Source organism: Marinobacter flavimaris, assembly GCF_045057155.1.
Lineage (GTDB): Bacteria > Pseudomonadota > Gammaproteobacteria > Pseudomonadales > Oleiphilaceae > Marinobacter > Marinobacter manganoxydans.
Genome location: NZ_CP171359.1, coordinates 1,431,566 through 1,457,994, shown reverse-complemented (window position 1 = coordinate 1,457,994; position 26,429 = coordinate 1,431,566). Strand labels below are relative to the sequence as shown.

General features: G+C 56.3%; 30 protein-coding genes and 1 tRNA gene. 13 read left to right on the top strand and 18 right to left on the bottom strand.

Going from position 1 to position 26,429, the window contains the following annotated elements; genetic code table 11:
* Positions 1-120 precede the first annotated feature (120 nt).
* Positions 121-211: transfer RNA gene (locus ACGK9W_RS06765), tRNA-Ser, on the top strand.
* Positions 212-597: 386 nt separating this feature from the next.
* On the opposite strand, the gene hemH is transcribed toward ACGK9W_RS06765, so the two are convergent.
* The 4 genes from hemH to ACGK9W_RS06745 all read right to left on the bottom strand — a co-directional run bounded on the left by hemH (position 598) and on the right by ACGK9W_RS06745 (position 3,141).
* Complete coding sequence (gene hemH / locus ACGK9W_RS06760) at positions 598-1,707, bottom strand: ferrochelatase (RefSeq protein ID WP_014577152.1); 1,110 nt, start codon at positions 1,705-1,707, stop codon at positions 598-600.
* Between the two features lie 37 nt (positions 1,708-1,744).
* Positions 1,745-2,176, bottom strand: coding sequence for a TIGR01244 family sulfur transferase (locus tag ACGK9W_RS06755; RefSeq protein WP_008171670.1), 432 nt, complete (start codon positions 2,174-2,176; stop codon positions 1,745-1,747).
* Between the two features lie 97 nt (positions 2,177-2,273).
* Positions 2,274-2,699, bottom strand: a complete 426-nt coding sequence (locus ACGK9W_RS06750) for a YeeE/YedE family protein (RefSeq protein ID WP_008171667.1) — start codon at positions 2,697-2,699, stop codon at positions 2,274-2,276.
* Between the two features lie 4 nt (positions 2,700-2,703).
* A complete protein-coding gene (locus ACGK9W_RS06745) occupies positions 2,704-3,141 on the bottom strand; it encodes a YeeE/YedE family protein (RefSeq protein ID WP_008171666.1) in 438 nt (145 codons plus the stop codon).
* A gap of 346 nt (positions 3,142-3,487) precedes the next feature.
* On the opposite strand from ACGK9W_RS06745, the gene ACGK9W_RS06740 reads away from it, so the two are divergent.
* A complete protein-coding gene (locus tag ACGK9W_RS06740; RefSeq protein WP_008171665.1) occupies positions 3,488-3,901 on the top strand; it encodes a phasin family protein in 414 nt (137 codons plus the stop codon).
* 9 nt (positions 3,902-3,910) lie between these two features.
* Here ACGK9W_RS06740 and ACGK9W_RS06735 read toward each other — a convergent pair whose 3' ends face one another.
* The 10 genes from ACGK9W_RS06735 to ACGK9W_RS06690 form a co-directional block, all read right to left on the bottom strand.
* The gene (locus ACGK9W_RS06735) at positions 3,911-4,540 is read right to left on the bottom strand and encodes a TetR/AcrR family transcriptional regulator (RefSeq protein ID WP_008171664.1); all 630 of its coding nucleotides are present in this window, start codon (positions 4,538-4,540) and stop codon (positions 3,911-3,913) included.
* An 18-nt stretch (positions 4,541-4,558) separates the two neighbouring features.
* On the bottom strand, positions 4,559-5,371 hold the full coding sequence (gene xthA / locus ACGK9W_RS06730; RefSeq protein ID WP_008171663.1) for an exodeoxyribonuclease III: 813 nt from the start codon (positions 5,369-5,371) through the stop codon (positions 4,559-4,561).
* An 81-nt stretch (positions 5,372-5,452) separates the two neighbouring features.
* Positions 5,453-6,193: a hypothetical protein gene (locus ACGK9W_RS06725; protein WP_008171662.1), complete on the bottom strand. Its 741-nt coding sequence runs from the start codon at positions 6,191-6,193 to the stop codon at positions 5,453-5,455.
* Entirely contained in the window at positions 6,190-6,711 is a 522-nt protein-coding gene (locus tag ACGK9W_RS06720; protein ID WP_053115357.1) for a DUF2878 domain-containing protein, read from the bottom strand. The genes ACGK9W_RS06725 and ACGK9W_RS06720 overlap by 4 nt, the downstream gene beginning before the upstream one ends.
* Positions 6,708-7,982 carry a class I SAM-dependent methyltransferase gene (locus ACGK9W_RS06715; protein WP_405419848.1) on the bottom strand — a complete coding sequence of 425 codons (1,275 nt, stop codon included), beginning with the start codon at positions 7,980-7,982 and terminating at the stop codon, positions 6,708-6,710. Before ACGK9W_RS06715 ends, ACGK9W_RS06720 begins: the two co-directional genes overlap by 4 nt.
* On the bottom strand, positions 7,970-8,854 hold the full coding sequence (locus ACGK9W_RS06710; protein WP_405419845.1) for a DUF1365 domain-containing protein: 885 nt from the start codon (positions 8,852-8,854) through the stop codon (positions 7,970-7,972). The genes ACGK9W_RS06715 and ACGK9W_RS06710 overlap by 13 nt, the downstream gene beginning before the upstream one ends.
* A gap of 2 nt (positions 8,855-8,856) precedes the next feature.
* Positions 8,857-10,122, bottom strand: coding sequence for an NAD(P)/FAD-dependent oxidoreductase (locus ACGK9W_RS06705; RefSeq protein WP_053115354.1), 1,266 nt, complete (start codon positions 10,120-10,122; stop codon positions 8,857-8,859).
* Positions 10,119-10,919: an SDR family NAD(P)-dependent oxidoreductase gene (locus ACGK9W_RS06700; RefSeq protein ID WP_405419842.1), complete on the bottom strand. Its 801-nt coding sequence runs from the start codon at positions 10,917-10,919 to the stop codon at positions 10,119-10,121. The genes ACGK9W_RS06705 and ACGK9W_RS06700 overlap by 4 nt, the downstream gene beginning before the upstream one ends.
* Complete coding sequence (locus ACGK9W_RS06695; RefSeq protein ID WP_053115352.1) at positions 10,916-11,383, bottom strand: nuclear transport factor 2 family protein; 468 nt, start codon at positions 11,381-11,383, stop codon at positions 10,916-10,918. Before ACGK9W_RS06695 ends, ACGK9W_RS06700 begins: the two co-directional genes overlap by 4 nt.
* Positions 11,380-12,336 carry an acyl-CoA desaturase gene (locus ACGK9W_RS06690; RefSeq protein WP_053115351.1) on the bottom strand — a complete coding sequence of 319 codons (957 nt, stop codon included), beginning with the start codon at positions 12,334-12,336 and terminating at the stop codon, positions 11,380-11,382. The genes ACGK9W_RS06695 and ACGK9W_RS06690 overlap by 4 nt, the downstream gene beginning before the upstream one ends.
* A 116-nt stretch (positions 12,337-12,452) precedes the next feature.
* On the opposite strand from ACGK9W_RS06690, the gene ACGK9W_RS06685 reads away from it, so the two are divergent.
* Positions 12,453-13,481 carry an NAD(P)/FAD-dependent oxidoreductase gene (locus ACGK9W_RS06685; RefSeq protein ID WP_405419838.1) on the top strand — a complete coding sequence of 343 codons (1,029 nt, stop codon included), beginning with the start codon at positions 12,453-12,455 and terminating at the stop codon, positions 13,479-13,481.
* On the opposite strand, the gene ACGK9W_RS06680 is transcribed toward ACGK9W_RS06685, so the two are convergent.
* Positions 13,471-14,955, bottom strand: a complete 1,485-nt coding sequence (locus ACGK9W_RS06680; RefSeq protein WP_092032525.1) for an HD domain-containing protein — start codon at positions 14,953-14,955, stop codon at positions 13,471-13,473. The two genes, ACGK9W_RS06685 and ACGK9W_RS06680, sit on opposite strands and share 11 nt — an antisense overlap.
* Before the next feature lie 114 nt (positions 14,956-15,069).
* Between ACGK9W_RS06680 and ACGK9W_RS06675 the strand changes: the two genes are divergently transcribed.
* The 7 genes from ACGK9W_RS06675 (at position 15,070) to ACGK9W_RS06645 (ending at position 20,598) form a co-directional block, all read left to right on the top strand.
* A complete protein-coding gene (locus ACGK9W_RS06675; RefSeq protein WP_053115348.1) occupies positions 15,070-16,278 on the top strand; it encodes a PP2C family protein-serine/threonine phosphatase in 1,209 nt (402 codons plus the stop codon).
* Positions 16,279-16,292: 14 nt separating this feature from the next.
* Complete coding sequence (locus tag ACGK9W_RS06670; protein ID WP_008171643.1) at positions 16,293-16,784, top strand: STAS domain-containing protein; 492 nt, start codon at positions 16,293-16,295, stop codon at positions 16,782-16,784.
* Positions 16,785-16,844: 60 nt separating this feature from the next.
* Positions 16,845-17,912: an NAD(P)H-dependent glycerol-3-phosphate dehydrogenase gene (locus tag ACGK9W_RS06665; protein WP_008171642.1), complete on the top strand. Its 1,068-nt coding sequence runs from the start codon at positions 16,845-16,847 to the stop codon at positions 17,910-17,912.
* A gap of 42 nt (positions 17,913-17,954) precedes the next feature.
* The gene (locus ACGK9W_RS06660) at positions 17,955-18,404 is read left to right on the top strand and encodes a histidine phosphatase family protein (protein WP_008171639.1); all 450 of its coding nucleotides are present in this window, start codon (positions 17,955-17,957) and stop codon (positions 18,402-18,404) included.
* A 45-nt stretch (positions 18,405-18,449) separates the two neighbouring features.
* Positions 18,450-19,346: a radical SAM protein gene (locus tag ACGK9W_RS06655; RefSeq protein ID WP_014577135.1), complete on the top strand. Its 897-nt coding sequence runs from the start codon at positions 18,450-18,452 to the stop codon at positions 19,344-19,346.
* Between the two features lie 24 nt (positions 19,347-19,370).
* Positions 19,371-19,937: a DUF1285 domain-containing protein gene (locus tag ACGK9W_RS06650; RefSeq protein WP_405419831.1), complete on the top strand. Its 567-nt coding sequence runs from the start codon at positions 19,371-19,373 to the stop codon at positions 19,935-19,937.
* 199 nt (positions 19,938-20,136) lie between these two features.
* Positions 20,137-20,598: a peptidylprolyl isomerase gene (locus ACGK9W_RS06645; RefSeq protein WP_008171631.1), complete on the top strand. Its 462-nt coding sequence runs from the start codon at positions 20,137-20,139 to the stop codon at positions 20,596-20,598.
* Positions 20,599-20,697: 99 nt separating this feature from the next.
* Here ACGK9W_RS06645 and ACGK9W_RS06640 read toward each other — a convergent pair whose 3' ends face one another.
* Positions 20,698-22,350 carry an electron transfer flavoprotein-ubiquinone oxidoreductase gene (locus ACGK9W_RS06640; RefSeq protein ID WP_092033721.1) on the bottom strand — a complete coding sequence of 551 codons (1,653 nt, stop codon included), beginning with the start codon at positions 22,348-22,350 and terminating at the stop codon, positions 20,698-20,700.
* A 418-nt stretch (positions 22,351-22,768) separates the two neighbouring features.
* On the opposite strand from ACGK9W_RS06640, the gene ACGK9W_RS06635 reads away from it, so the two are divergent.
* The 3 genes from ACGK9W_RS06635 to ACGK9W_RS06625 all read left to right on the top strand — a co-directional run bounded on the left by ACGK9W_RS06635 (position 22,769) and on the right by ACGK9W_RS06625 (position 25,410).
* Complete coding sequence (locus tag ACGK9W_RS06635) at positions 22,769-23,518, top strand: electron transfer flavoprotein subunit beta/FixA family protein (RefSeq protein ID WP_008171627.1); 750 nt, start codon at positions 22,769-22,771, stop codon at positions 23,516-23,518.
* On the top strand, positions 23,519-24,460 hold the full coding sequence (locus ACGK9W_RS06630) for an electron transfer flavoprotein subunit alpha/FixB family protein (protein ID WP_273071140.1): 942 nt from the start codon (positions 23,519-23,521) through the stop codon (positions 24,458-24,460).
* Positions 24,461-24,570: 110 nt separating this feature from the next.
* Entirely contained in the window at positions 24,571-25,410 is an 840-nt protein-coding gene (locus ACGK9W_RS06625; protein ID WP_273071138.1) for a putative RNA methyltransferase, read from the top strand.
* 10 nt (positions 25,411-25,420) lie between these two features.
* Here the strand turns inward: ACGK9W_RS06625 and ACGK9W_RS06620 are convergent, their stop codons facing one another.
* Together ACGK9W_RS06620 and ACGK9W_RS06615 are read right to left on the bottom strand one after the other, a co-directional pair.
* On the bottom strand, positions 25,421-25,894 hold the full coding sequence (locus tag ACGK9W_RS06620; protein ID WP_273071137.1) for a hypothetical protein: 474 nt from the start codon (positions 25,892-25,894) through the stop codon (positions 25,421-25,423).
* A gap of 28 nt (positions 25,895-25,922) precedes the next feature.
* Entirely contained in the window at positions 25,923-26,252 is a 330-nt protein-coding gene (locus ACGK9W_RS06615; protein WP_041645222.1) for a hypothetical protein, read from the bottom strand.
* Positions 26,253-26,429 lie beyond the last annotated feature (177 nt).

Here is a 26,429-nt window from a genome sequence, read left to right as displayed (position 1 = left end):
GGATTCCATTAAAAACCGTTAATGTTGAAAAATGCAGCGGGTTTTATGCAGAGCGTTGACAGCACAGGCAATTCCGGTATCATGCTCACCGCTGTCGCAATGACGGCGAATGGAAAAACCGGTGGGCTGGCAGAGTGGCTGAATGCAGCGGTCTTGAAAACCGCCGAAGGTTAGTAGCCTTCCCGGGGTTCGAATCCCTGGCCCACCGCCATTTTTCCTCTTACCTTTCTTTCTTCCGAATCTCCTGTTCCCCACGTGATATTTCCCGTCATAACGACGTGGTTATCCCTACTTGGTTTGAAGCCAGTTAACCCTCATTATCCTTGCACAGAGACTATGAGAGGGTGTTATGGGCGAATTTCAGAATCATCAAACATCTGATACCGGTTCGGCCTAACGCCGGAACCGCAAGTTTTCCGTGTCCGCAAATCGGGGCAGGGCGAGCCATAAGGTGCGTTATGTGGAGGCTGGCGGCGCCGCCGTTGATACGGGCGAATGCACGTTCTGTCAGTCTGTACCGGATCTTTCAGAGGGCTTTGAAGGCAAGGAGGGAAACCGGGGCAGCTGACGCAGCCCCGGCTATAACTCGGGGGCGGATCAGAGATCCCGGCCCGGATAGATTGCTTCTTTCTGCTCGTCTGCCCGCTGCTGGCGAGCTGCCAGAGCCTCTGGCTCGTTCTTTGGCACCTGCCAGCCTTCCAGATTTTCCTCGATCAGTTTTACCAGGGCTTCGATGTGCCCGGGTGTGGCGTTCAGCGCTGTGATGTAGCTGAACCCTTCACCGCCGGCCTCCATGAAGTACTCACGGTTTTCTTCGTCGATTTCCTCAATGGTTTCGAGGCAATCGGATGAAAAGCCGGGGCAGAATACGTCGATGGATTTGACGCCTTTGCCTGGCAGGGACTTCAGGGTTTCATCCGTGTAGGGCTTGAGCCACTCTTCCTTGCCAAAGCGGGATTGGAACGTGGTCATGTAGTCCTCTTTGCTCAGGCCCAGCCGCTCAGCCAGCAGGCGAGACGTTTTGTGGCACTCGCAGTGATAAGGATCGCCCTTGGTCAGGTACTTGAGCGGCACGCCATGGTAGGAAAATACCAGCTTCTGGTTGCGTCCATGGTTGGCCCAGTGCGCCTCTATATGGCGCGCCATGGCTTCAATGTACGGAGGATAATCCGGGTAGTGAGAAATGAAACGGAAATCGGGCAGCCAGCGCCGTTTCGAGAAATCCTTGGCAATGGCATCGAAGGTGGAGGCCGAGGTCGACGCGGAGTATTGGGGGTAAAGTGGCAGAACCAGCAGTTTCCGTACGCCCTGTTCCTGCATCTCATCAAGAACCCGGGAAATTGAGGGGTTGCCGTAGCGCATCGCAAAGCCGACGACCACGTTAGGGCCGTACTTGCGCTTGAGTGCCTCTCGGATACCCTCAGCCTGCTTTGCAGTGTGCAGCAGCAGGGGAGAGCCCTCCGGCTGCCAGACGCTTGAGTAAGCCTCTGCGCTTCGCTTGGGACGAATTCTCAGGATCACACCGTGAAGGATCAGCCACCAGAGCGGCCGCGGCAATTCGACCACCCGGGGGTCCGAGAGAAATTCAGCCAGGTAGCGACGGAGGGCCGAGGTTGTTGGCGCATCCGGTGTCCCCAGGTTGGTAACCAGCACTCCCAATCGGTCAGACTGGTTGTGGCTGAAATTCTCTGAACCTTTGTATTGCATGCGGTAGATCCTGAACGTTGGTTAGGCGGTGGCAGTGTCAGCCTTTGTCGGCGGCCTGCTGCGCCATTCTTGGTGCAAGGCCGGAAATGTCGTAACCGGCGTTGCGTGCTTTGGTAAAAATCTCATCGGCTGATGTGTTTCTGGCCGCGCTCAGAGCCCAGAGCACGGTGCAGCGGGTCCCGGAACGACAGAATGCCAGTACGGGTTTTTCGGCGTCCCGGATCATCGGCGCGAAGCGGTTTACGTCGTCGTCAGTGATGTTTCCCGACTCCACCGGCATGTATACCCACTCAAGGCCCTGTTCCCTGGCGGCGGCTTCAATATCCGCCATGGCAGGCTGGCCCGGCTCTTCGTGGTCAGGGCGATTTGCTACGAGAGTCTTGAACCCCAGCTTCGCGGCTTCTGCCACGTCTTCAATGGAAATCTGCGGGGCTACCGAAATGTTGTCGTCGATTTTTCTGATATCCATGGATGTCGTTCTCCGAATCGGGTGGTGGAGCTGCCGCCATGATCGCACAGCCCCCGGGCTGTGTCAGAATGGCGGCGGGTAAATTTACAGAAAATACTTACACTTTCGCACGGTTGCGCTCAATGACTTCGAAAATGCCCATGCCCGCAACCATGGCCGCAACAAACACCGCCGCCTTGGTTTCACCGGCACCGAGCGCGACCAGTCCCGGCCCGGGGCAGAAGCCGGCGATACCCCAGCCAACGCCGAACATAAGACCCCCGAGTACCAATCGTTTATCGATATGGGCACTGGTGGGCATTTTCATGTGGAACCCGAGGAAGGAAAGGGTGCGCTTGCGGGCAACAGCAAACGCGACCACACCCACCATGATGGCGCCGCCCATCACAAACGCCAGTGAAGGATCCCAAAGGCCTGCGATATCAAGGAAGCCGAGCACCTTTTCAGGATTGGCCATGCCGGAAACGATAAGCCCCATTCCGAAGACAAGGCCAGCAAACAGAGAAGCAAGAGAAAATTTCATGGCGTCACACCCCCATCAGGTGACGAATCACGTACACGGTGACAAATCCGGCAGCCATGAAGCTCATCGTGACTGCCAGCGAGCGCAGCGATAGGCGGGACAGACCGCAAACCCCGTGTCCACTGGTACAGCCGGAACCATATCGGGTGCCGATCCCCACCAACAGCCCCGCAACAATGAGCGCGGGATAGCCGGCCTCGATTTCGATAGGGGGAAGCTCTGTAGCCAGTACCCAGACTGCCGGTGCACCAATCAGTCCGGCAAGGAACGCCACGCGCCAGGCAATATCGCCTTTTGCCGGTGAAAGAAGTCCGCCAAGAATGCCACTGATGCCTGCAATCCGCCCGTTGAGAAGCAGAAAGCTGGCGGCAGCTATGCCCACCAGTATGCCACCCGCCAACGCTGACCAGGGGGTGAAGTTACTCCACGCAATTTCAATCATCTGATACTCCGAATTTTATAGACTTTCATTTTGGAATAAGCATATATCTTGGGGCAATAATAACAAAAAAAAGCCCGGCAAAGGATGCCGGGCAGAGGCGTGCGAGTAGTATCCATGAAAGACTTCCAGACAAACCGGCATCAGCAGGGACGCCGGTATTGGGAAGTATTGACTATATTTTGAACACTTCAAGCGAGACTCACTTTCGTTTGAAAACATTTTTTCATATCGGATGCGTCTTTATACTGCCGCCTTTCGTTGCGCGGGTTCCAGGCCGACTGAAATCCGGGCCAAGCTGTAATACAATGGCGGTTAGAAAGAACTATCCGCACTCCCGAGGTTGTACATGTCTGACGAGAACGACAATAAGCCGGAGAATGATCCGCAACTGGCGGCAAAAATCAAGGGTTCAGCCCGCCAGATCTGGCTGGCCGGGTTGGGCGCCTATACCAAAGCCGAGGAAGATACTGGCCGTTTCTTCGAGCGTCTTGTGCAGGAAGGTGAGCAGCTCGAGAACAAAACCCGGGGCGTCGTCGAAAAGCAGATCAAGTCCGTGGAAGATCGGGTTGAAGGGGTTCGGGAGCGAGCCACTGGCACCTGGGATCGGCTTGAGCACATGTTTGATGAACGGGTGTCCGGTGCCCTGAGACGTCTGGGCATACATCGCCGTGAAGAAATCGAATCTATGGAGCGGCGTATTGAAGCCCTTGAATCAGAACTTGCCCGCCTGCGGAAACGTGCCGGTGACGACGAAGAATAACGTTACGGCTCAGAGATAATCCCGGCTCATCAGCCGGGCTTCCTCCCGGTCGGCCGGCGCAAGGTAGGGCAGCACCAGGTGCATCATCTGGTAAACACCCCGCCCCGGATCCACTGCCTCCCGGTCATCCAGGTGAGAGAGCGTATCGAAAGCACTCCAATAACAGGCGGTTAGCGTCAACTGCTCACAAAGAGAATCAAGCTCTTCCTGCTCAATCGCCATAATGCCCTGGCGTCGAAAGCTCTCGCAAATCGTCTTGAAAGCCAGTCTTTTCTTTTTCTGGATGCGCTTGAATCGTACCTGCAGCTGATCGTACCGGGACAACACGTTCACCAGATCCTGATAGAGGAACCGGTAGCGGGCTACGGTCTCGAACAGCAGGTGCAGAAAGAACCCCTGCTGGTCGAGGCTGATGTCGGCGTCTTCCGGAACCGCCAACAAGTCGACCATGTCGTGTTCGTACTGATCGAAGATTTCCTCGACAATATCGCCTTTGCTCTTGAAGTGGTAATAGAGGTTACCCGGGCTGATATCCATCTCATCAGAGATCAGCAGGGTGGTGACATTGGGTTCGCCGACGGTGTTAAACAGCGCCAGGCTGGTCTGGAGTATACGGTCGCGGGTTTTGATTTTTTTCATATCGCGCCGGGCCAGCCCCTAGAGCTCGAAGCTCGCCCAGACCGGACAGTGGTCGGACGGCCTTTCCATGGCTCGAATGTCGTAGGAAACACCCGCTTTCCGGGCTTTGGGCAGCAGGCTGTCACTGGCCATGATCAGATCAATCCGCAGACCACGCTTGGGGTCTCGCTCGAAACCCTTGCTGCGGTAGTCAAACCAGCTGAAAGTGTCCGCTTCATCAGGATGAAGGTGCCGGAACACATCGGTATAACCGCGAGACTCGACCTGGCCCAGCCATTCCCGTTCCTCCGGGAGGAAAGAGCATTTACCGGTTCGTAGCCAGCGTTTGGCGTTGTCGGCGCCAATGCCAATGTCTTTATCGGTTGGAGAGATGTTCATATCCCCCATCACCACCACGTAGCCGCCCGCTTTCTTGAGCTCGTCCAGGTAACGCATCAGATCCCCGTAGAACTTCTCCTTGGCAGGAAACTTCACCGGATGGTCACGGCTTTCACCCTGGGGAAAATAGCCGTTGATCACCGTCAGCTTTTCGCCATTGACCGTGAAATGGCCGGTAATCAGCCTGCGCTGGGAATCCTCACCATCCCACGGGTAGCCTTTGACAACCTCCTCCGGCTCCGCTTTTGAGAGCAGGGCAACGCCATAGTGGGTTTTTTGCCCGTGGAAATGCACGTGGTAGCCAAGGTCCCGGATTGCTTCTACCGGAAAGTCGTCGTCCTGAACCTTGGTTTCCTGAAGGCCGATAAAATCCGGTGCGAGGGCGTCTATTACGGCTTCAAGCTGGTGCAGGCGGGTGCGGATACTGTTGACGTTGAAAGAGACGAACATCATTTCAAAATACTCTCCGGCGTTGATTCCCGTCGGAGTTTACCATACTGACCCCCGGGGTCTGCCTTGGCAGGGGCGACAGTTTCAGGGGGTCAGTTCACAATCCGGGGTGGTATTCACTTTATAGCGGATATGGGCGGTGTAGTTTTCATCCTGGTTTTTCCGGATATTGGTGAGGCCCAGATAGTCGGAAAGGGCACCCGAGTTGCTGTAACCCAGCACGATGGGGTCGACCAGGAAACGCAGCACCATGCCGGTAGGGCGTATCTGTACGACATGGTCAGCATTCACCCGGTCGTTCTCGACCCGTTCCAGAACGAAACCATAATGCTCGCCCCGGGTAGGTCCAAGAAACCGGAATTCAACCGGCTCGCCAGCCACAACACTCTGCCAATTCTGACGTACGAAGTTATCGAACCCGGCATCCACAACGGTAGTTTCCGGGTATGTCACCTCGAATTGCTCTGAATCGCCGCCTGGCGTCTGCCAGTCGATCACCAAAGTGTCGGGTGCAGGGTAGGTGATCTGCATTTCTTCACTGAATGTCGGCTGAACGAAGTCTACGGACGGACGCAGTACTGAAACCTCGTATTCAAGGTCTTTGCGGGCGAATGACTCGTCCGCGTCCGGTTTGAAGTAGGTCACCTCGTGTTGCCGGGGCCGGAATACGCCTTCCTCACAGGTACCATCAACGGAATGGCGCTCTTCGTAAATGACGTTGCCGTCTCCCGTGCTTGCGGTACCGATGAAACTGAAATCTGCGGCCGCGGCCGGCCCTGCGACTGCCAACAGCGCCACGTAAACTGACCAGGTAGCGCGTTTCATCGAACCAGCTCCGGGTAAAGCGTTTTGCGGGCGAAAAGCAGCAGCGGGAAGACAACCAGCCAGCCAAACCCGAGTGCAATCAGCGATGGCAGCAAGTCTGGCAGCTGCACTGCACCGAGCTGGCTCGCCGACCAATAGGCGAAGGGGCCGGCAAAGGGCGCAAGTACGAAGGGCAGCCAGGCTTTCTTGCTGATCCAGTCGAGGGAATGGCTCAGAGTCGTCATGAAGATGGCCCAGATGGCGACAAGCCAAGGGGGAGTGAGCATCACTTGTCCGGAGCCGTCGTCCAGAATGCCGGTCCGGAACCAGATGCCGTCCAGAACTGAGCCGACGACGGTTCCCAGGCCGATGAACTGAAGCTCGGTCATCCGGTTCTGGCTAACCAGGACAAAATGCAGCACCAGAAAGATCACTACGATCCCGGCGCCGATCAGTCCGGGATAAAACACGCAGGCAAACCAGCCTGCCTGGAACAGCAGGAAATTAAGAACGTTACGGGCAGTTTCGGACGCGATCATACGCTCAAGATGTTCTCGCGTTTGTTGCCGGGCTTGGCGAACACCAGCTGCGCAACGCCAATGGCCCGCTCGCTGAAGCCCGCTTCACAGTAGGCAAAGTAAAAGTGCCACAGGCGCCGAAAAGCTTCGTCGTAACCCATCGATTCAAGCTTGTCCCGCTGGGCCATGAACCGGTCGCACCAGTCGTGAAGGGTCCTGGCATAGTGGAAGCCGGTATCCTCGGCATGGGTGAGTACCAGCTTGCTTTCTTTTCGAACCGATTCGAGGATGGCTCCGAAAGAGGGAATAAAGCTTCCTGGAAAGATAAATCGCTGGATAAAATCCACGTTTTTCAAAGCTCTCTGGTATCGCTGCTCCGGCATGTTAATGGCCTGCACCAGAGCCAACCCGTCGGGCTTCAACAGGGCGTTAATCTGCGAGAAATAGCTGTCGAGAAACTGAGGACCAACGGCTTCAATCATCTCGATGGAAACAAGTTTGTCGAATTGCCCCTCGAGATCCCGGTAATCGTCAAACAGTAGGGTAATCTGGTCCTCCAGCCCCTCTTTCTGGACCCGTTCTTTCGCGAGCTCCAGCTGCTCTCTGGAAATGGTCGTCGTGGTGACATGACAGCCATAGTGTTTGGCGGCATGGATCGCAAAGCCGCCCCAGCCGGTGCCGATTTCAATCACCTTGTCCCCGGGCTGGAGGTCCAGCTTCCGGCAGATGGTGTCCAGTTTGTGCACAGCCGCTTCTTCAAGGCTCGATTCGGCGCTGGGATAGATCGCCGACGAGTACATCATGGTTGGGTCGAGGAAGGTCTCGAACAGGTCGTTACCCAGATCGTAATGGGCGCTGATGTTTTTCCGGGAGCCTTCTTTCGTATTACGGTTCAGCCAGTGCAGGCCTTTCAGGGCAGGTTTGGTAACCCAGCTGAACCGGTCTTCAAACTCATTCATACGGTCGACGTTGCGGGTAAAGAAGCGGAGCAGGGCAACCAGATCGGGCGTCGACCAGTCCCCGGCAACGTACGCTTCTGCTGCGCCAACGCTTCCGCCCGTCAGCAGGTCCCGCCAGGTGCTGTGATCGTGGATAATCAGCTCTGCCGGCTGGTACTGGCTATTGCCGTCTCCGAATACAAGGTCTTCAAACCCGGATTCCTTCACCGTCAACTGGCCTTCGCCCAGTAAGCGGAGCTGCTGAATCACCAGGGTCCTCGCAAACCGGCTGAGCGCCGGAAGGCTGCCAGAGTCGGATGACGTGTTTTCAACCGAAGTATTCAGGTTCTCCATGAGCTTACCCTTCCACGAATCTTGTCATTGGTCTCGGAGCTGGTGACATCCAGCCCGGAATCATCATGCCCACGGCGGTAGGCGGCATCGTCTTCGGAAAGCTTGTCCGGGTGGGTATAGAACGGCGCACCTTTGAGCTTGAGGCGCAGGGCGTGCCAGTAAATACCTGCCACAACCTTGAATGCCTCGAGCGGAAACTTTCGAAGACTTCTGTGCACATCTTTACGAGTGAGAGGGGTACGTTGGACTACCAGAGTGGCATCAAAATGCTTGCGGCCCTCTTCCAGAACATTCATGTGAATTCTCAGATCAGGGCCCCGGAAACTGAATGTCCACTCGTAGTGCTGGTTCATGCCGTTGAACGGCGACACGTGAAAGCGTTTGCTAAAACCAAACTGTTCGGTGCGCCAGCCCGCCTGGTTCGGCTCTGCGCCGGTCGTCTCCAGGCAATAGGCATGACGGTCATGCCACGGGGTGTTGGTAATCTGGGCAACGATGACCTTTGGAACCACGCCATCCGCCGGGCACTCGCCGGCGCGGTAGCAGAAATAGAAGCTGACCGGATTGAACACGTAACCAAAGTAGCGCGGATGAGTAATCAGCTCGACTTCGCCATCCGGACGCCAGCCGGTGGCCCGTTCCACGTGGTCACGCACAGCCCCGGACAGGTCGCCTGTCTCCGGACGGAAGTAGTCCCTGCGCTTCAGAGACATCCAGTTGAAACGTTCCAGGGAAAATAGCGGGCTGATATCGGAAACCTGGTTCCACTCGTCGGTGTCCAGGGCCAGCATGCCGGTGCTGTAGCTGAATTCGTGTTGCACCGGGTACTTCCGCCTGTGCCGGACAGTACCCTCCAGCCATTGGCTGTTCACGGTCAAAGCTCCACCCCGAACGCTTCGGTGACCCGCAACGCGCTGCGAACGCCATCTTCGTGGAATCCGTTGAACCAGTAAGCACCACAGAAATGGGTTCGATTTTGGTTACCGATTTCGTCGTAGCGTTCCTGGGCTGCCACCGCGTCCAGTGTGAATACCGGATGGGCGTATTCGAAGCGCTTGATCACCTTTTCGGGGTCGATATCTCGGCTGCGATTGAGGGTCACACAGAAGGTTTCCGGGGCATCATGGAAGTTCTGTAGTATGTTCATGTTGTAGGTGACAGAAACCGGTTCAGTACTGTGGGTCGGAATAAAGTAGTTCCAGGCAGCCCATGCCCGGCGATTGTCCGGCAACACGCTGCTGTCTGTATGGAGCACGACATCGTTGTTCTGATAGGCCATGGCTCCGAGTATGTCCCGTTCCTTGTCGGTCGCGTCAGCGAGCATGGCAAGGGCCTGGTCGCTGTGGCAGCCAAAAATCACCTGGTCAAAGTGGTGTTCTTCGCCCCTGACAGTCACGGTTACACCGTCCTCATGGCGGACAACCCTGTCGACAGGGCTGTTCAGGTGCATGCCATCACCCAGCCGTTCCATCATCTTCTTCACGTACTGGGCAGACCCACCGGAAATCACCCGCCAGGTCGGGCGGTCATCCACAGACAGCATGCCGTGATTGTTGAAAAACTGCAGGAAGAACCGGATTGGAAACTGTTCCAGCACGATTTCCGGTGCTGACCAGATCGCCGCACCCATCGGAACAATGTAGTAGTTCCTGAAATAGCGGGAGTACCCGTTCCGGTTCAGGTATTCCCCCAGTGTTTCTTCGTTATTGATATTGCCGGCTTCAAGGTCTGCACGGGTTTCCTTGTTAAAGCGCAGAATCTCCCTCACCATTTTCAGGAACGGCAGGTTGAAAAGATTCTTTCGCTGGGCAAACAGGGTATTCAGGCTGGTGCCGTTATACTGCAGGCCGGTGCTGCTGCAGTCCACGCTGAAGCTCATGTCGCTGACTTCCGATGGAACTCCCAGCCGCTCCATCAGTTTGATGAAATTCGGGTAGGTCCAGTCGTTGAATACGATGAAGCCGGTATTCACCGGCCAGGTCCGGCCACCGGCTTCGACCTGTTCGGTGTTTGTGTGACCGCCGGCATAGTCACCCGCTTCAAAAACCTGAACATCGTGTTTCTCGGCCAAAAGCCAGGCAGCCGTGAGGCCGGAAACGCCGGCCCCAATGACAGCAATCCGCTGACGCTCACTACTCATCCATTATTTTCCTGTTCGGTGTTGCTTTTACGGGCCATAGAGGCCGACATACGGTCGATCAAGGGCCGGGGAAGGGCGCCCAGCGCTTTCAACATCCAGGTGAAGCGCTTGGGGAATGCAATCTCGTTCTTGCCACGCGCAAGACCACTGACAATGCGCTCCGCCGCATCCTCTGCAGAAACCAGAAAAGGCATTGGAAAATCGTTCCGATCGGTCAATGGTGTCTTGACGAATCCGGGGGAAACCACCACTACGTCGATCCCTTCGGCGTCAAGGTCTGCCCGGAGTGCATGGGCAAAATAGGTCAGCGCCGCCTTGGAAGCGCCGTAGCCTTCAGCCCGGCCGAAAGGGAACCACCAGGCGGAAGAGCTGACGATCACGAGGGTCGCCGGCTGGCCTTTAGCCCGGCTGCGCCTGAGGGCAGGCAGAGCAATATCGAGACATCGCGCCGTGCCAATCACATTGGTGTGAATGTTCTTCTCGATAACGTCACTGCTGTAGTGCGCTATCTCCAGATATTCACAGGTGCCAGCGTTCAGTATCACCATGTTCAGGTCGCCGTGATTTTCCAGCGTACCTGCGATGGTCTGGAGATCTTCTTTGCTGGTGGTGTCTGCGGCCGCCGGTATAATCCGGTCTGGCGCTGCGGAGGCCAGTTCTTCGAGAGCCCCCTGTCGGCGGCCGGTAATCACAAGCCGGTGACCACCGCGTGCCAGTGCACGGGTAACGGATTCGCCAATGCCTGAACTGGCGCCGGTAATCCAGATATTCGAGGTTTCCTGAAGTCGATCACTCATCCTGCCTGATCCTTGATCCAGCGAATGGCCCTGCCAATCAGCGGCAGGTTTTCGTAGAGCATTTCCCCGGCGTCAAAGTAATCACGGTGGTAGCACACCATCCCGTCCCGGATTTCGAGGTGGCTGATGCCCTGCACCTGGACTTCACGCCCCTTGCGAAGGCGCTTGTGACGAAGGTGCATAACCCAAGGCAAGGCGGCAAACTCACCGTGAACCACGGCTTCACCGAATTCAAAGCGACAGGAGATGACATTCGCATAAGCCCCGGCGAAATAGTGGGTCAGCTCATCCAGGCCCGATACGGTGCTCAGTGGGTCCTGGAACCGGATATCCTCGCTGTAGACCCGGGAGAGCTTGTTCAGATTACCCTTGTCGAGTTCGTTGAACAGCGCTCTGAAATTATCGAGCGTTGCCGGCACCGCCGAATTACGCGTACCTACTTCGATCTTTGAGGCGGTTGTCATTGCCTGCTCCTCCTCATTTTATCCAGTTCGCGTGTTTCTTCCTGAATGTGCTTGGGTATCGGGTTGAGCTCCCAGATGATGCCAAGCTTCGACATCAGCCATAGCCCATACCAGGTGATGTCAATTTCATACCACCGGAACCCCTGACGAACAGATTGCGGCCAGCGGTGGTGATTGTTGTGCCATCCCTCGCCCAGGGTAAGTAGGGCGAGCCAGAAGTTGTTTCGGCTGTCGTCCGACGTTTCAAATCGGCGCTTGCCCCACACATGGGACAAAGAGTTGATGGATACCGTGGCGTGAAACAGCACGACGGTCGAAATGAAGAATCCCCAGACAAGCATCTGCAGACCGTTGGTCCCCAACCCCGGAGCCCACGCGGCCAACGCCTCGCCCAGCCCGTAAATACCAACGGCGGCGAGAGCCGGTACCAGAGCGTCAAACCGGTTAATCAGCCTGAGTTCCGGGAATTTCAGCCAGTCCCGAATCCGACGTTCGTCGGTCGCAAAGCCGGCGTCACAGGTGAACCACCCCATGTGGGACCACCAAAATCCGCCCTGATGGGGCGAGTGCAGGTCCTGAACATCATCGGAGTGCTGATGATGATGGCGGTGGTGGGCAGCCCACCAGAGCGGGCCGCGTTGGGCCGCACTGGCGCCGAGCACCGCGAATACAAACTGGGCAGGCCGGCTGGTCTTGAACGTCTTGTGGGCAAAATAACGATGGTAGAATCCGGTAATCGCAAACATCCGCACGAGGAAGAAAGCAATCGCGAATCCGATGGCGAATGCGCTTACGCCGGTGTAAAACGCCAGAAGGCAAGCCAGATGGAGCGCAATGAACGGAATAACGCGTAAAAAATTGAATGATCGGGACGTGGTGTCTATGTGATCCGAACCTGCTTCGGAATCGAACCACCTCAGAATGTTTGTAAGCCAATGTTGCATTCGGGTCATACCCTGATTGCCCTTTCTCTTTAATGGAATCTTGATCGCACACTCAGTCTTGATGCCGCTGGTGTTTCATGGAGAGTAGTACGATCTCACTACTGTAATTGGATGCACGATAAACCATGTTTAATCAAACCTTTGATTCGTCACTTATACGCCGTATCGCCATTGTCGGTTCAGGCCTCTCCGGGCTGACCGCCGCTATCCAGCTGCGCGGTCTCGGCCATGACGTTACGGTCTTCGAAAAAAGCCGGGGACCGGGTGGCAGGCTCGCTGCGAAGCGGGTAACCGGCGGATCAGCGGATATGGGCGCGCAGTACTTCACCTCCCGGAACCCGGATTTCCTGCCGTTTCTCCGTAAATTTGCAGGCCCTGAAAGCTTCGGACCGTGGAAAGGCCGGTTTGGTTTCCAGACGAATGCTGATAAATGGGAGTCCTTCCCTGAGGAGACCCGTTACGTCGGTATTCCCCGCATGACAGCGATTACCCGGGCCCTGTCCGGACACGCTCACGTTGTTACCGAGACACGCGTTGCCAGATTGGCCCGAAACGACCAGTCCTGGTCGCTCTTTTCCACCGCCGGCTCGCACCTCGGGGATTTTGATGCAGTTATCGTTACCGCGCCTCCGGCACAGGCTCGGGATTTGCTGGCGGACAGCGGCCTCGACGCTCTGGCCTCCCACCTGGACGAGCCGGTGAGCCGGGTTCTGCCATGCTGGGCCGTTGCCGCCCACTTCCCGGTATCGCCCTGGCCGCATCACGAAGGCATGCGCTGCAAGCACCCGGCGCTGTTCTGGGTGGCCAACAACTCCAGCAAGCCCGGTCGAGACGACGAGGGCCAGTGGTGGGTTTTGCACGCCAGCCCAGCCTGGACCGAAGACAATGTGGATACACCAGCCGAGGAAGTGGCCGAAAAACTGTTGGCTGCGTTTCGTGAAACGACCGGCTTCGATACCGGTCCGGACGAAGTGGTTACCCATCGCTGGCTCTACGCGCGTTCTGAAGGCGGAGAACACCCTGGCCATCTATGGTTCCCGGATTACAAGATCGGGCTCGCAGGCGACTGGCTCAGTGGCGGCCGGGTAGAAGGCGCGTTCGACAGTGCCTGCGGACTGGTTGCCGAACTGACGACCGCTCCCACTACTCAGTGAGAGACTCCTGGTTACCGGTGGTCACATCGGGCCGGGTATAGAAATGCGTGATGGTGCCGTCACTGAACTTGCTGAAGAAGGCGCTGACGTCGGTGATCTTCTTCAACGACCGGGTGCGGAGGATAGGTTCGCGCACGAGCACCTTGATGCCGTTAAAGTTGTCCTGAATGTTCGAGAAGCGCGCCCGCATCGAACAGGTCACTACCTGGGCAGGGCTGAGAGAAAGCTCTTCGGCCAACCATGCGCTATGACGTTCGATCCCCCTGGCTGAGAGGTCTTCCCGGGTATCCAGATGGTTCAGTTTCACCCGGTTTACAATGCAGAACGAGAAACTCTTCGGGTGCTTGCGGGCCACTTTCCGAAACGCCTCCCAGAAGAAGTTGTCGGTCAGTTCTGCAAAGTAGGCCATGTCGCTCAGGCAGGTATCCACCCATTCAAAGTTCTCCGGGTCATCGAGCACTTCGTTGATCGCTTCCCGAAGCAGCCAGTCAAAGCCCAGCGCGGTCTTGTGGGCGTAAACCTTGCGGTACATCTGGTGGCGACTGTAGACAAAGTCCTCGAGCGCCCCCAGTCCTTTCTGGGTTATGGCCAGCCCCAGCCAGGGTTCGGACACATCCCATCCAAAACGCAGGTTGCTCAAAAGGTGGTCCAGGTTGAAACCGCCGATGGTTACCGAAGAGTGGAAGCCGTCCCGCAGCATGTAATCGGCCCGGTCAGCGTCAATTTCGCCGGATACAATCGATGACAACAGATCCATCACCAGCCCGGGTATGTTTTCGCTGAGCGGTGATCCCGCCGCGGCATCCTCTCCCGCAATAAAGGCCCAGAATGTGCGGGCGTGACGACAGAACGTCTCACTGGGTTTTACCTCTGTCGTTTCCATAATTCCGATAACGTCCCGCGCGAAAAGCCCGGCACTTTCCAGGTCCACCGCCATGAGCACATCGTGGGCGACACGCACGGAATAATGCTCGTGTTCCAGCTCATCGGGTTCTTCCGGGTGGTAGGCGGAATAATCCACGCCGCGCCACAGATCCCGGAAGCGGCCGGGACGGGACATCAATTCCCGGATGCGCCGGGCCTGGGTGAACTGATGGGAAAAACTTGAATGCCCGCTGTCATGCAGAAGACAGCCCAACCGGATGGTTTTGGCCAGATAGTCGATGGCGTCGAGCTGGCTCAGGCTCAGGTCGGTTTGCTCGCTGAGCTGGCGCTCCCTGAGGTAGGCGTCGATCATCGAGCGGAACATGCGCGTGCCCACATGCATCACACCAATACTGTGCAGAAAGCGGGAATGGGTTGCGCCGGGAAAGACCAGGCTCAGGATGTCGTTCTGGCAGATGTTTCGCAGTCGCTGGAACAGTGGGTGATCAATCACCTGGATCTCGTGCCGGTAAAGCGGAATGCCTCCGTGAACCGGATCCATGATCAGCTTGTCATAGGCTCCGAGTAGATCGTTTACGGCACGTCGCATCAGATGGAATCCTCCGATTTCATGAACTTGGCCTTGTTATATCACAGGGGCGTGCCAGAATAGGCTTAATCAAGCCAATTTATCGTTTATCGCTGGTAGTTTAGGGCAGTCGCCATGACCTCGCGCACCGAGCGCATACTTATAATAGACGCCGATGAAAAGGCCCGTACGGATCTCGCCCGTTACCTTGAAGCGAGGGGGTTCTACGTGACCGGCTACCGGGATCTCGCCAGCGCCAAGGCGCTTTTTGACGATAACATTCCCGATGTCATCTTTGCAGACCTGCCTCCGGAGTCCATCCGGGATCTCGCCAATCGCCTGGAAGAAGCCGAAACATTCACGTCGATCGTCGCCTGTTCGTCCAGCGAGTCCAGCGCCGATGTGGTCAGCGCCCTCAGGGCCGGGGCGGCGGATTTTGTCCTCAAACCCTGCAACGACGACAAGGGCGCACTGGACGACGTTATCGGGAAATTGTTCGACCGGGTCCGGGTCAACCGGCTGAATCAGCTTTACCGGCAGGAGCTTGAAGAGGCAAATCGTGACCTGCGGGACGGCATCGCCGAGCTGCGGGCAGACCAGCGTGCCGGCCGAAAGGTCCAGTTACGGATGCTTCCGGAGCACGAACAGGTGATGAGTGGCCTGCACGTGGACCATATGATCAAGCCGTCGCTGTACCTGAGCGGTGATTTTCTGGATTACTTCCGTATTTCCGACGACAAGGTTCTGGTGTACATCGCCGATGTCTCCGGCCATGGCGCCAGTTCCGCGTTTGTAACCGTATTGCTGAAGAACCTGACCAACCGCTTGCAGCGAAACCTTCGCCGGGGCTCCAGTGAAGATATCCTGTACCCGGACCGATTCCTGGAACGCATCAATTCCGAGTTGCTGGATACCGGCCTCGGTAAACACGTAACCGTATTCGTTGGCATTATTTCCCTGAGCGAACGTAAATTGAATTATGCAGTCGGCGCCCATTTCCCGATGCCTATCCTGTCCTTTGAGGGTGGGGAGGCTGCGTTTCTCGAGGGAAGCGGGCTTCCGGTAGGGCTGTTTGAGACGCCGGAATGGGAAGTGTATGAGGTTCCCCTGAACAAACCGTTTCATCTGACCCTGTTTTCGGATGGAATTCTGGAAGTTATCCGGGAAAAGGGACTGGATGAAAAGGAGCGGACACTACTTGAACTCGTATCGGGAGGTCGTCACACTATCGCCTCTCTGAACGAGGCTCTGCATCTGGAACAGATCACAGAGCTGCCGGACGATATCGCTATCGTATCGGTAACTGATACCATGAACGGATCAGATAACACCCCGTCGAATTAGTGGCAGTGTGAAACATGGCTGGTTACAAGATCCTGCAAGCTGAAAAACAGGGCATCTATGTCCTGAAGTTTATTGGGGAAATCCGGCTGAACCTGTGTTCGACGCTGGACAATCTGGTTGAGTCCATCACCCAGGACCCGGAGTTCAAGACCGTGGTGATCGACCTGACCGAGACCGAGATTATCGACAGCACCACACTCGGACTGCTTGCCAAGATCGCGATGGCGGCCCAGAAACAGAGCAACTTCCTGCCCACACTTATTTCGACCAATCCCGATATTACCCGCATTATCACTTCCATGGGTTTCGACAAGATCTTTATTATTGTGCGAGAACCCGCGTCCCGAATTGAAGAGCTTGAAGAGATTCCCGTACTCAGGGCCAGCGAACAACAGGTTCGAGACAAGGTTCTTGATGCCCATAAAGTGCTGATGGGCCTGAACAGCCGAAACAGGGAAGAATTCAAGAATCTGGTGCGCGCTCTGGAATGTGAAGAGCCCGGTTAACTGCGCCGCCCTGGTGCGACATTGCCGGTATCACACCTGATCTGACAGAACGGAAGAACTATGTCTGAACAATCGACGCCCCGGAACACTGAGGCAGCCGCGCCAGTACATGATGTGGCGGTTCTGGGCGGTGGCAGTTTTGGTACTGCCATGGCCAAGGTGCTGGGTGAAAACGGTCACCGTGTTCATTTCTGGATGCGTGGCAAAGCCCAGGCCGAAGAGATCCGCAGCACCCGAATCAATAGCCGCTACATGCCAGGCATTGAGCTGACCGGTGACATTCAGCCCACCACAGACCTGGCGGACGCTGTCAGCAAGGCCGAGATCGTCTTTGTTGCCATTCCGAGCAAAGCCTTTCGGGCCGTTATCCGCGAGAACAGCGACAAATTCCGCGACGAGCAAATTGTCATCAGCCTCACCAAGGGGATTGAAGAGCACGGCTTCAAACTGATGAGCGAGATTCTGCAGGAAGAGATCCCTCGTTGTCGTACTGGCGTGCTCAGTGGCCCCAACCTGGCTGGTGAAATCGTAAACCGGGATCTGACCGCCACTGTTATTGCCGCCAAGGATCCGGATGTACGCCGCTCGGTTCAGGACCTCCTTGGGTGCGAGTATTTTCGCGTTTACGCGAACGTGGATGTGTATGGCGTGGAACTCGCCGGGGCACTGAAGAACATCTATGCGATTGTTGCGGGTCTTGCCTCCGCCCTGGAAATGGGTGAGAACGCCAAGGCCATGCTGATTACCCGCGGTCTTGCAGAGATGAGCCGGTTTGCCGTCAGCCTCGGCGCCAACCCAATGACATTCATGGGGCTGGCGGGTGTCGGTGATCTGATCGTGACCTGCACCTCATCCAAGAGCCGGAACTTTCGAGTGGGTTATGCCGTTGGCCAGGGCCAGAAACTGGACGATGCCGTGGCGGAGCTCGGGCAGGTGGCCGAAGGTATCTATACCCTGAAGCTCGTCAAGCAGAAAGCCGAGGCCATCGGGATCTACATGCCACTGGTTCGTGGGCTTTACGAGATCCTCTATGACAACGCTTCAATCAAGGCGGTCATCAATAGCCTCATGATGTCGGTCCAGAATTCCGACGTAGAATTTATACTGCCGCGGACCATCAGCCAGTAACAGGCCCGCTGAACCGGGACCAGGCCGGAAAGGAGAGAGCCCTTGCAACTGCTCATCATGCGCCATGGGGAAGCTGGCTGGCATACGCTGGATCAGGAACGTGAACTGACAGAGGCCGGCCGGCTTGGCGTGGCTGAGGTTGCCGCTCGCATCGCGGAGTCGCCCTGGCGACCGAAGCTGGTCTGGAGCAGCCCCTATGTGCGGGCCAGGCAAACGGCGGTGATCGTTTCCGAAATTCTCAATTGTCCCGTTGAAGAAAAGATGTTTATCACTCCGGACGACGACCCGGCAGCCTGCCTTGATGCATTGATTGAGCATCACGAATCACCCCTGTTGATCGTTTCCCACATGCCCCTGGTGGGAGGGCTTGCCACGCTTCTGGTTGACGCACACCGCCGGGGCATTCCGTTCATGACCTCCCAGGCCGTCATGCTGGATATGCCAGTAGTCGGTCCCGGTTGCGCTGACTTGAAAGCCCAGTTTCTGCCCTGATATCGCCAGTAAGTAATTTCTGAATCCTCAAATCCGAGCCCGACTATGTACAGCTTTCCAATCGACTACGTGGAGCCGGTCTTCCGGCCTCCCAGTGAAGCCAAGTCACTGATCCTGCCGGTCACCAACGGCTGCTCCTGGAACAAGTGCACGTTTTGCGAGATGTATACGCAGCCGCAAAAGAAATTCCGGGCCCGCAAGCCTGAAGATGTGCTCCAGGACATCCGTAATGCGGCTCGCAGCCTGGGTGGCGTGCGCCGAGTTTTTCTTGCAGACGGTGATGCCATGGTATTGCCGACCCGTCGCCTGTTGGAAATACTGGGTCAGCTCAGGGAGGCTTTTCCGGATCTTCAGCGGGTTTCCAGCTACTGTCTGCCCCGCAACCTCGCGAAAAAGACCGTAGAAGAACTGGCTCAACTGAAGGATGCAGGCCTTGAAATTCTCTATGTCGGTATGGAATCCGGCGATGATGAAATCCTGCGCCGGGTCAACAAGGGCGAAACCTGGGAATCCACCCGCTCGGCACTGCTGAAAATCCGTGAGGCGGGTCTTACGAGCTCTGTCATGGTGCTGAATGGGCTGGGCGGAGAAAACCTTTCGCGCCAGCACGCGATCAATACCGCAACGCTCTGCAACGAGACACAGCCGGATTATCTTTCCACCCTCGTGGTCAGTTTCCCACAGGGAGAAGAACGTTTCCGGGAGGGCTTCGGAGACGATTTCGTGCCGCTGTCCCAAAAAGGGCTCTTTGAAGAGATACGCCTCTTCCTGGAGCATCTTGAGCTGGATAAGACCATCTTCCGCAGTGATCACGCTTCAAATTACCTCGTGCTGAAAGGCACGCTGGGCCGTGACAAGCAGAAAATGCTGGACCAGGTAAACCTCGCCATTACCAACCCCGGTGCAGCACCGTTGCGCGCGGAGTGGATGCGCGGGTTGTAATTCAGATGGCCGGGAGCCACCGTTATGAGCATGAATCCGGATAATCTTGCAAAGCAGGTGGAGGAAACCGTGAAGAAGGTCGGGAATCCACCCATTGATCAGTGGGACCCCGAGCTTTCCGGGGATATGGATCTTCGCATCAGCCGCGATGGTCAGTGGATCTTCAAAGGCGAGCCGCTGGCTCGAGAAGCGATTGTACGTCTGTTTTCCACCATTCTCCGCCGGGAAAGCGACGGCGAATACTACCTGGTGACGCCCGTTGAAAAGTGGCGCATCCAAGTCGAGGATGCGCCGTTGCTCGCCCATTCCCTGACCGTGACTGGAGAGAGCGACCGTCAGGTCATTTCCCTGACCACCAATGTCGGCGAAACCCTCGAGATTGGCCAGGACCATCCACTGGAAGTGACTACCTATCCGGGCTCCGATGAGCCAAGACCCGTGGTAAAGGTTCGCCATGGGGTCGAAGCGCGACTGGTAACCGCAGCCTATTACGACCTGGCGGAGCATGTTGTGGAACGGAATGAAGACGGACACCCGGTTCTTGGGGTATTCAGCCACGGAATTTTCTGCAAAATCGGGCAGGGTGGTTGAAAACCCGTACCACGGCCCCAGAATTACGGTAGAAAACGCATTAGCTCAGTTGTTAAACTGTGTTTTCATACTTGTTATGAGCCTGGCTCTCTAACGAGGCCCGGTGGTCGTTAGTCCCTCTGTTCAGTCTGGCTGTTCACGATCACTTTCGATTGCCTAAATCAATTAAACAGTCATTGCGGACACGCAAGGAGATCACATGGCCCAACCTCGTGTTGTCACCATCCATTACACGCTCACCAACGATCAGGGAGAGCAGCTTGATTCCTCCCGTGTAGAAGGTCGTGAGCCTCTGTCTTACCTGGAAGGTGCACAGAACATTATCGGTGGACTGGAAAGTGCACTGAACGAAAAGAACGCAGGCGATCAGGTTAAGGTTTCTGTAGAACCTGCTGAAGGCTACGGCGAAGTTAACGAAGAGCTGATCCAGCCGGTTCCGCGTTCTGCATTTGAAGGCGTCGATACCATCGAGCCGGGCATGCAGTTCCAGGCGCAGACCCCGGGCGGCCCCCAGGTCGTTCGTGTGGTAGAAGTTGGCGACGAAACCGTCACCATCGACGCCAACCATCCGCTCGCTGGCCAGACTCTGCACTTCGACGTAGAAGTGGTAGAAGCTCGCGACGCGACTGACGAAGAGCAAGAGCACGGCCACGCTCACTAAGCTTTTCTGAAGCGCAACGAAAAACGGTTCCCTCGGGAGCCGTTTTTTTATGCCAAAAAAAACGGCCCGCGAGGGGCCGTTTTCTACCGGAATCCGGACTTACATGTTCGGATAATTCGGGCCACCGCCCCCTTCCGGAGTTACCCAGTTAATGTTCTGTGCAGGATCCTTGATGTCGCAGGTCTTGCAGTGAACACAGTTCTGGGCGTTGATCTGGAAGCGCTTTCCGCCGCCATCGTCTTTCTCGACAACTTCATAAACACCAGCCGGGCAGTAGCGCTGCGCAGGCTCATCGTATTTCGGCAGGTTGTCGCGGATCGGAAGTTCCGGATCGGTCAGTTTAAGGTGAACCGGCTGATCTTCCTCGTGGTTGGTGTTTGAAATGAACACCGAGGACAGACGATCGAAGGTCAGGGTGTTATCCGGCTTGGGATAGGTCACCTTCTTGCACTCGGCTGCCGGCTTCATGGTGGCATAATCCGGAGTGGTATCGTGGAAGGTAATCGGCAGGCTGCCGCGCAGGATGTTCTGCTCAAAGTAGGCGATGGCGCCACCGACTATATTGCCGAACTTGTGCATCGCCGGGCCGAAGTTACGCTCTGCGTATAGCTCCTTGAACAGCCAGCTGTCTTCAAATTTCTTCTGGAAGCTGCTGATCTCTTCGCCGCTCTTGCCGTCCTTCAGCGCTTCGAAAACTGCCTCGGCGCCCAACATGCCGGACTTCATGGCGGTGTGGGAGCCCTTGATCTTGGAACCGTTCAGCGTGCCCGCATCACAGCCCAGCAGGAGACCACCCGGGAAGCTCATCTTGGGCAGAGCGTTGTAGCCACCCTTGGTAATTGCACGGGCGCCGTAGGAAACGCGCTTGCCGCCTTCCAGGTGTTTCTTGATTTCCGGATGCAGCTTCAGCCGCTGAAATTCCTCAAACGGGCTCAGATGCGGGTTGCTGTAAGACAGATCGGTGATCAAGCCCACATATACCTGGCCATTCTCGAGGTGATACAGGAAAGAGCCACCGGTGGAGCCAGTTTCTTTCAGGGGCCAGCCGGTGGTATGAACTACGAGGCCCGGCTCGTGTTTGGCCGGATCAATATCCCACAGTTCCTTGATACCGATACCGTAGTGCTGCGGGTCTTTGCCTTCATCAAGCTTGAACTCGTTGATCAGGCGCTTGCCCAGGTGACCGCGGCAGCCCTCGGTGAACAGCGTGTACTTCGCGCGCAGTTCCATGCCTGGCATGTAGCCGTCTTTTTCGGAACCGTCGCGGGCCACGCCCATATCGCCGGTAATGATCCCTTTTACCTGACCGTCTTCAATAATGGTTTCGGACGCGGCAAAGCCGGGATACACCTCAACGCCAAGCTGTTCGGCCTGTTCGGCAAGCCAGCGGCACAGGTTGCCCAGGCTGATAATGTAGTTGCCATGGTTGTGCATGTTCTTGGGCACAAACGCATTCGGGATCTTGGTGGCGCTGTCCTGGTTCTTCAGCAGGAAAATGTCGTCACGGGTAACCGGTGTATTGAGCGGAGCACCTTTCTCTTTCCAGTCCGGGAAGAGTTCGTTGAGGGCAGTGGGCTCGAATACGGTACCGGCCAGAATGTGGGCGCCGATCTCAGAACCTTTCTCTACAACGCATACGGTGAGTTCCTCGCCAGCTTCCTGTGCCAGTTGCATGACACGGCACGCTGCCGACAGGCCCGCCGGGCCGCCGCCGACGATCAGAACATCAAATTCCATCGATTCGCGTTCCACGTTGGTCTCCTCAAACATCTTTAATGGATATTATGTGCCCGCAGGCCAATTATTCTGGGCCGCCATCATACCGGTAAAAGTGCCTATAGACGACTGCCCCAAGCCGTTTGTCCCGACTTGCATAACCAAAAGGATACCGTATTTGAAGAATCAAACAAACGTTTGTTTGAAATTCGCCCTGTCCTTTGGCATTGTAAGAGCACACTGAAACATGGTGTGTTTTGAGTCGAAATCTAGTATCGTCTCATTGCCGTCCCCGGTCAATACCGGGGAATTGGCTGAAAGTTCAGTCCTGGCGCGTCGTTTGAGGCTATTGATTCTGCCGTGTGTTGCCTCCATCATTAGTGCGCATTGAATTTCGGCAGGCTCTGCGCGAGGACTGCAAGTCATAAACCCATCGTAGAAGAACGAGGAATCTATGAAGGTTCTGGTCGCTGTAAAACGAGTAATCGACTACAACGTAAAGGTGCGCGTCAAGCCGGACAACACCGGTGTTGACCTCGCCAACGTCAAGATGGCAATGAACCCGTTCTGCGAAATCGCGGTAGAAGAAGCCGTTCGCCTGAAAGAGAAGGGTGTTGCCAGTGAAATCGTGGTGGTATCCATTGGCCCGAAAGCCTCCCAGGAGCAGATCCGTACTGCGCTGGCGCTGGGTGCTGACCGTGGTATCCACGTCGAAACGGACGAGGAGGTTCAGTCTCTCGAAGCGGCCAAGCTGCTCAAGGCTGTTGTTGAGAAAGAAGAGCCGAAGCTGGTCATTCTTGGCAAGCAGTCCATCGATTCCGATAACAACCAGACTGGCCAGATGCTGGCCGCGCTGACCGGCATGGGTCAGGGTACTTTCGCTTCCGAAGTGGTTGTTGAGGGCGACAAGGTTAACGTAACCCGCGAGGTAGACGGTGGTCTCATGACCGTTGCTCTGAACCTGCCTGCGGTTGTCACTACCGACCTGCGTCTGAACGAGCCGCGCTACGCTTCTCTGCCGAACATCATGAAGGCGAAGAAGAAGCCGCTGGACAACATGAGCCCGGCCGATCTGGGTGTCGACATCGCTCCGCGCCTTTCCACCCTGAAGGTTGAAGCGCCTGCTTCCCGTCAGGCGGGTGTGAAAGTGGCCGACGTTGCCGAGCTGGTCGATAAACTGAAGAACGAAGCGAAGGTGATCTAAATGAGCATCCTTGTAATTGCTGAACATGACAACAGCAGCCTGAAACAGGCTACCCTGAATGTTGTAGCGGCTGCCAAGGCCATCGGCGGAGACATCGACGTACTGGTTGCCGGTGAGAACTGTGGTGCCGTTGCTGAAGCAGCTGCCAAGGCCGAAGGCGTTAGCAAGGTACTGGTTGCCGATAACGCCGCTTATGGTCACTTCCTGGGCGAAAACCTGGGTGAGCTGGTTGCCGAAGTAGGCAAGGGCTACAGCCATATTCTCGCCGCCGCTGGCACCGTGGGCAAAGACTTCATGCCGCGCGTTGCTGCGCTGCTGGACGTTGCCCAGGTTTCCGACATCATGCGCGTGGAGTCCGAAGACACCTTCGTTCGCCCGATCTACGCTGGTAACGCCATTGCCACTGTAAAATCCAGTGACAGCATCAAAGTCGTTACTGTTCGTCCGACTGCGTTCGACCCGGTTGCTGCTGAAGGTGGCTCCGCTGCCGTTGAACAGCTGGACGTTGTAAAAGACGCTGGCCTGTCCCAGTTCGTTAGCGAAGAGCTGGCCAAGTCCGACCGCCCTGATCTGGCAAGCGCCGGTATCGTGGTTTCCGGTGGTCGCGGCATGCAGAACGGTGACAATTTCAAGATGCTGGAGCAGGTAGCCGATCTGATGGGTGCTGCGGTTGGCGCATCCCGTGCTGCTGTCGATGCCGGTTTCGTGCCGAACGACATGCAGGTTGGCCAGACCGGTAAGATTGTTGCTCCGCAGCTGTACATCGCTGTGGGTATTTCCGGTGCCATCCAGCATCTGGCCGGTATGTCCGATTCCAAGGTGATCGTTGCGATCAACAAGGATGAAGAAGCACCGATCTTCCAGGTTGCTGATTATGGTCTGGTAGCGGACCTGTTCGAAGCCGTTCCGCAGCTTGAAGAAGAGCTGAAGAAAGTTCTGTAACTTTCTGCCTGGCTTGAGAAAAGGCACCTTCGGGTGCCTTTTTCTTTTGGGTGAAGCCAGAATACCTGCCATGATATCTGACCCCCACGGTTGAACCGGATATACAAACCATGACCACAATGCCGTTTGATGCCTTAGCCTGCCCACTGGACGGCTGCCCACTGGCGCCCAGCGAAAAGACCTGGCGTTGCGAGAACGGACACAGCTTCGACGTTGCCCGGCAGGGCTACGTGCATCTGTTACCCGTTCAAAAGAAACGTTCCCTGGACCCGGGTGATAGCAAGGAAATGGTCGCAGCCAGACAACGGTTTCTGAATGCAGGGTTCTACACAAAGATCGCCGAGGCTGTGAGCAATCAGGTATTGCAGTGGCTCCCGAGCGAGGGCACTGGATCGATTCTGGACGCAGGCTCTGGTGAAGGTTATTACCTTCGACACCTCGCGAGCTTGGCTGGCGCCAGAGATATCTCCATGATCGGCGTCGACATCTCCAAGTGGGCGGTTCTGGCCGCGGCCAAACAGGACAAACAGACCCGGTGGGTGGTTGGCAGCAATGCCAACCTGCCAATACTGCCAGAATCCCTGGATCTCGTGCTTTGCCTGTTCGGTTTTCCGGTTTACAGCGAGTTCGCCAGAGTGCTCAAGACTGGCGGGAAGGTGATGCAGGTGGATGCCGGTGCAGACCATCTTCGGGAACTGCGTGAAATCATTTATCCCGAACTGAAACCACCCGCAGACACTGAGATAGTTGATCCCGAGGGCTTCCGGACCCTGGATTCGACCGTGCTAAGGTTCCCGTTGAGTCTTCCGGACCAGGACAGCATCGCCGATCTCCTGGCCATGACACCCCATCTTTATCGGGCCAACTCGGAGGGCCTTGAGAAGGCTGCTTCGCTCGAATCACTGGTGGTGACAGTCGACGTGGTTCTGAAATGCCTGGAAAGGCGTTAACCCCCGAATTTCATTGACCGTCGTCGGAACCCTGAGCCTTGCCGCTCTTGCGGGAGGCGAGCCGCCTTTCTGCTTTCCCGATGATCAGGGTATCGGCGAGGATGTGCAGGGCCTTGTTGGTTGTGCGCACGGTCTTGTAGATCTGTTGACTCTTCTGGTCATGGGTGGCCCGAGCTTTGCGGGCAGTCTGCCGGAACTCTTCATCCTTCGAGAACAGATCAATCAGCCCGAAAGTCGTGTTCGAGATTGCTTTGTGCAGCTTTTCTACGGCGCTCGCGCCACCCGAAACCGAGTCCTCCAGCAACCGCGCCCGGTTCCGGACCTCGAGAAGATCCATTCTGCTTTTCTGGATGGCACTGTGCGCCGACACACGGTGGGAATTGAGAATCCGTGCTTCACGGCGACAGAGCAGCAGCTGCCAGTAGGCGATGCAGAATCCGCAAAAGGCCAGTAGCAGCAACAATACGATTGCGGCCAGGTTCATGATGGGGCCCTCCATTCACACATTGCGATCATCGATACTCAATCTGCATATCCACGTCGATTTCGCGCTCTGTCATCTCTTCCTCAAGTTCTTTCATCACTTCCTGGTACACCATTTTGCGAACCATCACGGGGAGTTTGTCGGCAAGCACTCGGGCAGAGCGTGACTCCCGCTTGGCCAGGGCAATCGGATCCAGTACCCGAAGCGTAATAACCAGCTCCGGTTCCTGCTCGGAATCTGCGATATCGTCGTTCTCCATCATTCGGGCGATCACTTTGCGCTGTTCAAGAACCTGCCAGCAGACAAAGCCGCTGAACAGGACAAGCAGGATGCTCAAGACTGTTAAAAAGGTGATCAATTCGAACCTCCGGAAATCGTTTTCTTGCTCTGCCTGCCAGTGTGCCCCAAGCAGTATGACAAACGATTGGCCGTGAAGACGGATTTACCGGTGTTGCCGGGAAAGTAGAACGAGCGCTCAAAACTGTTAACATTGGTTGCAGTTGTTCAATGAGCTACGCAGAATCAACGGGTTAAG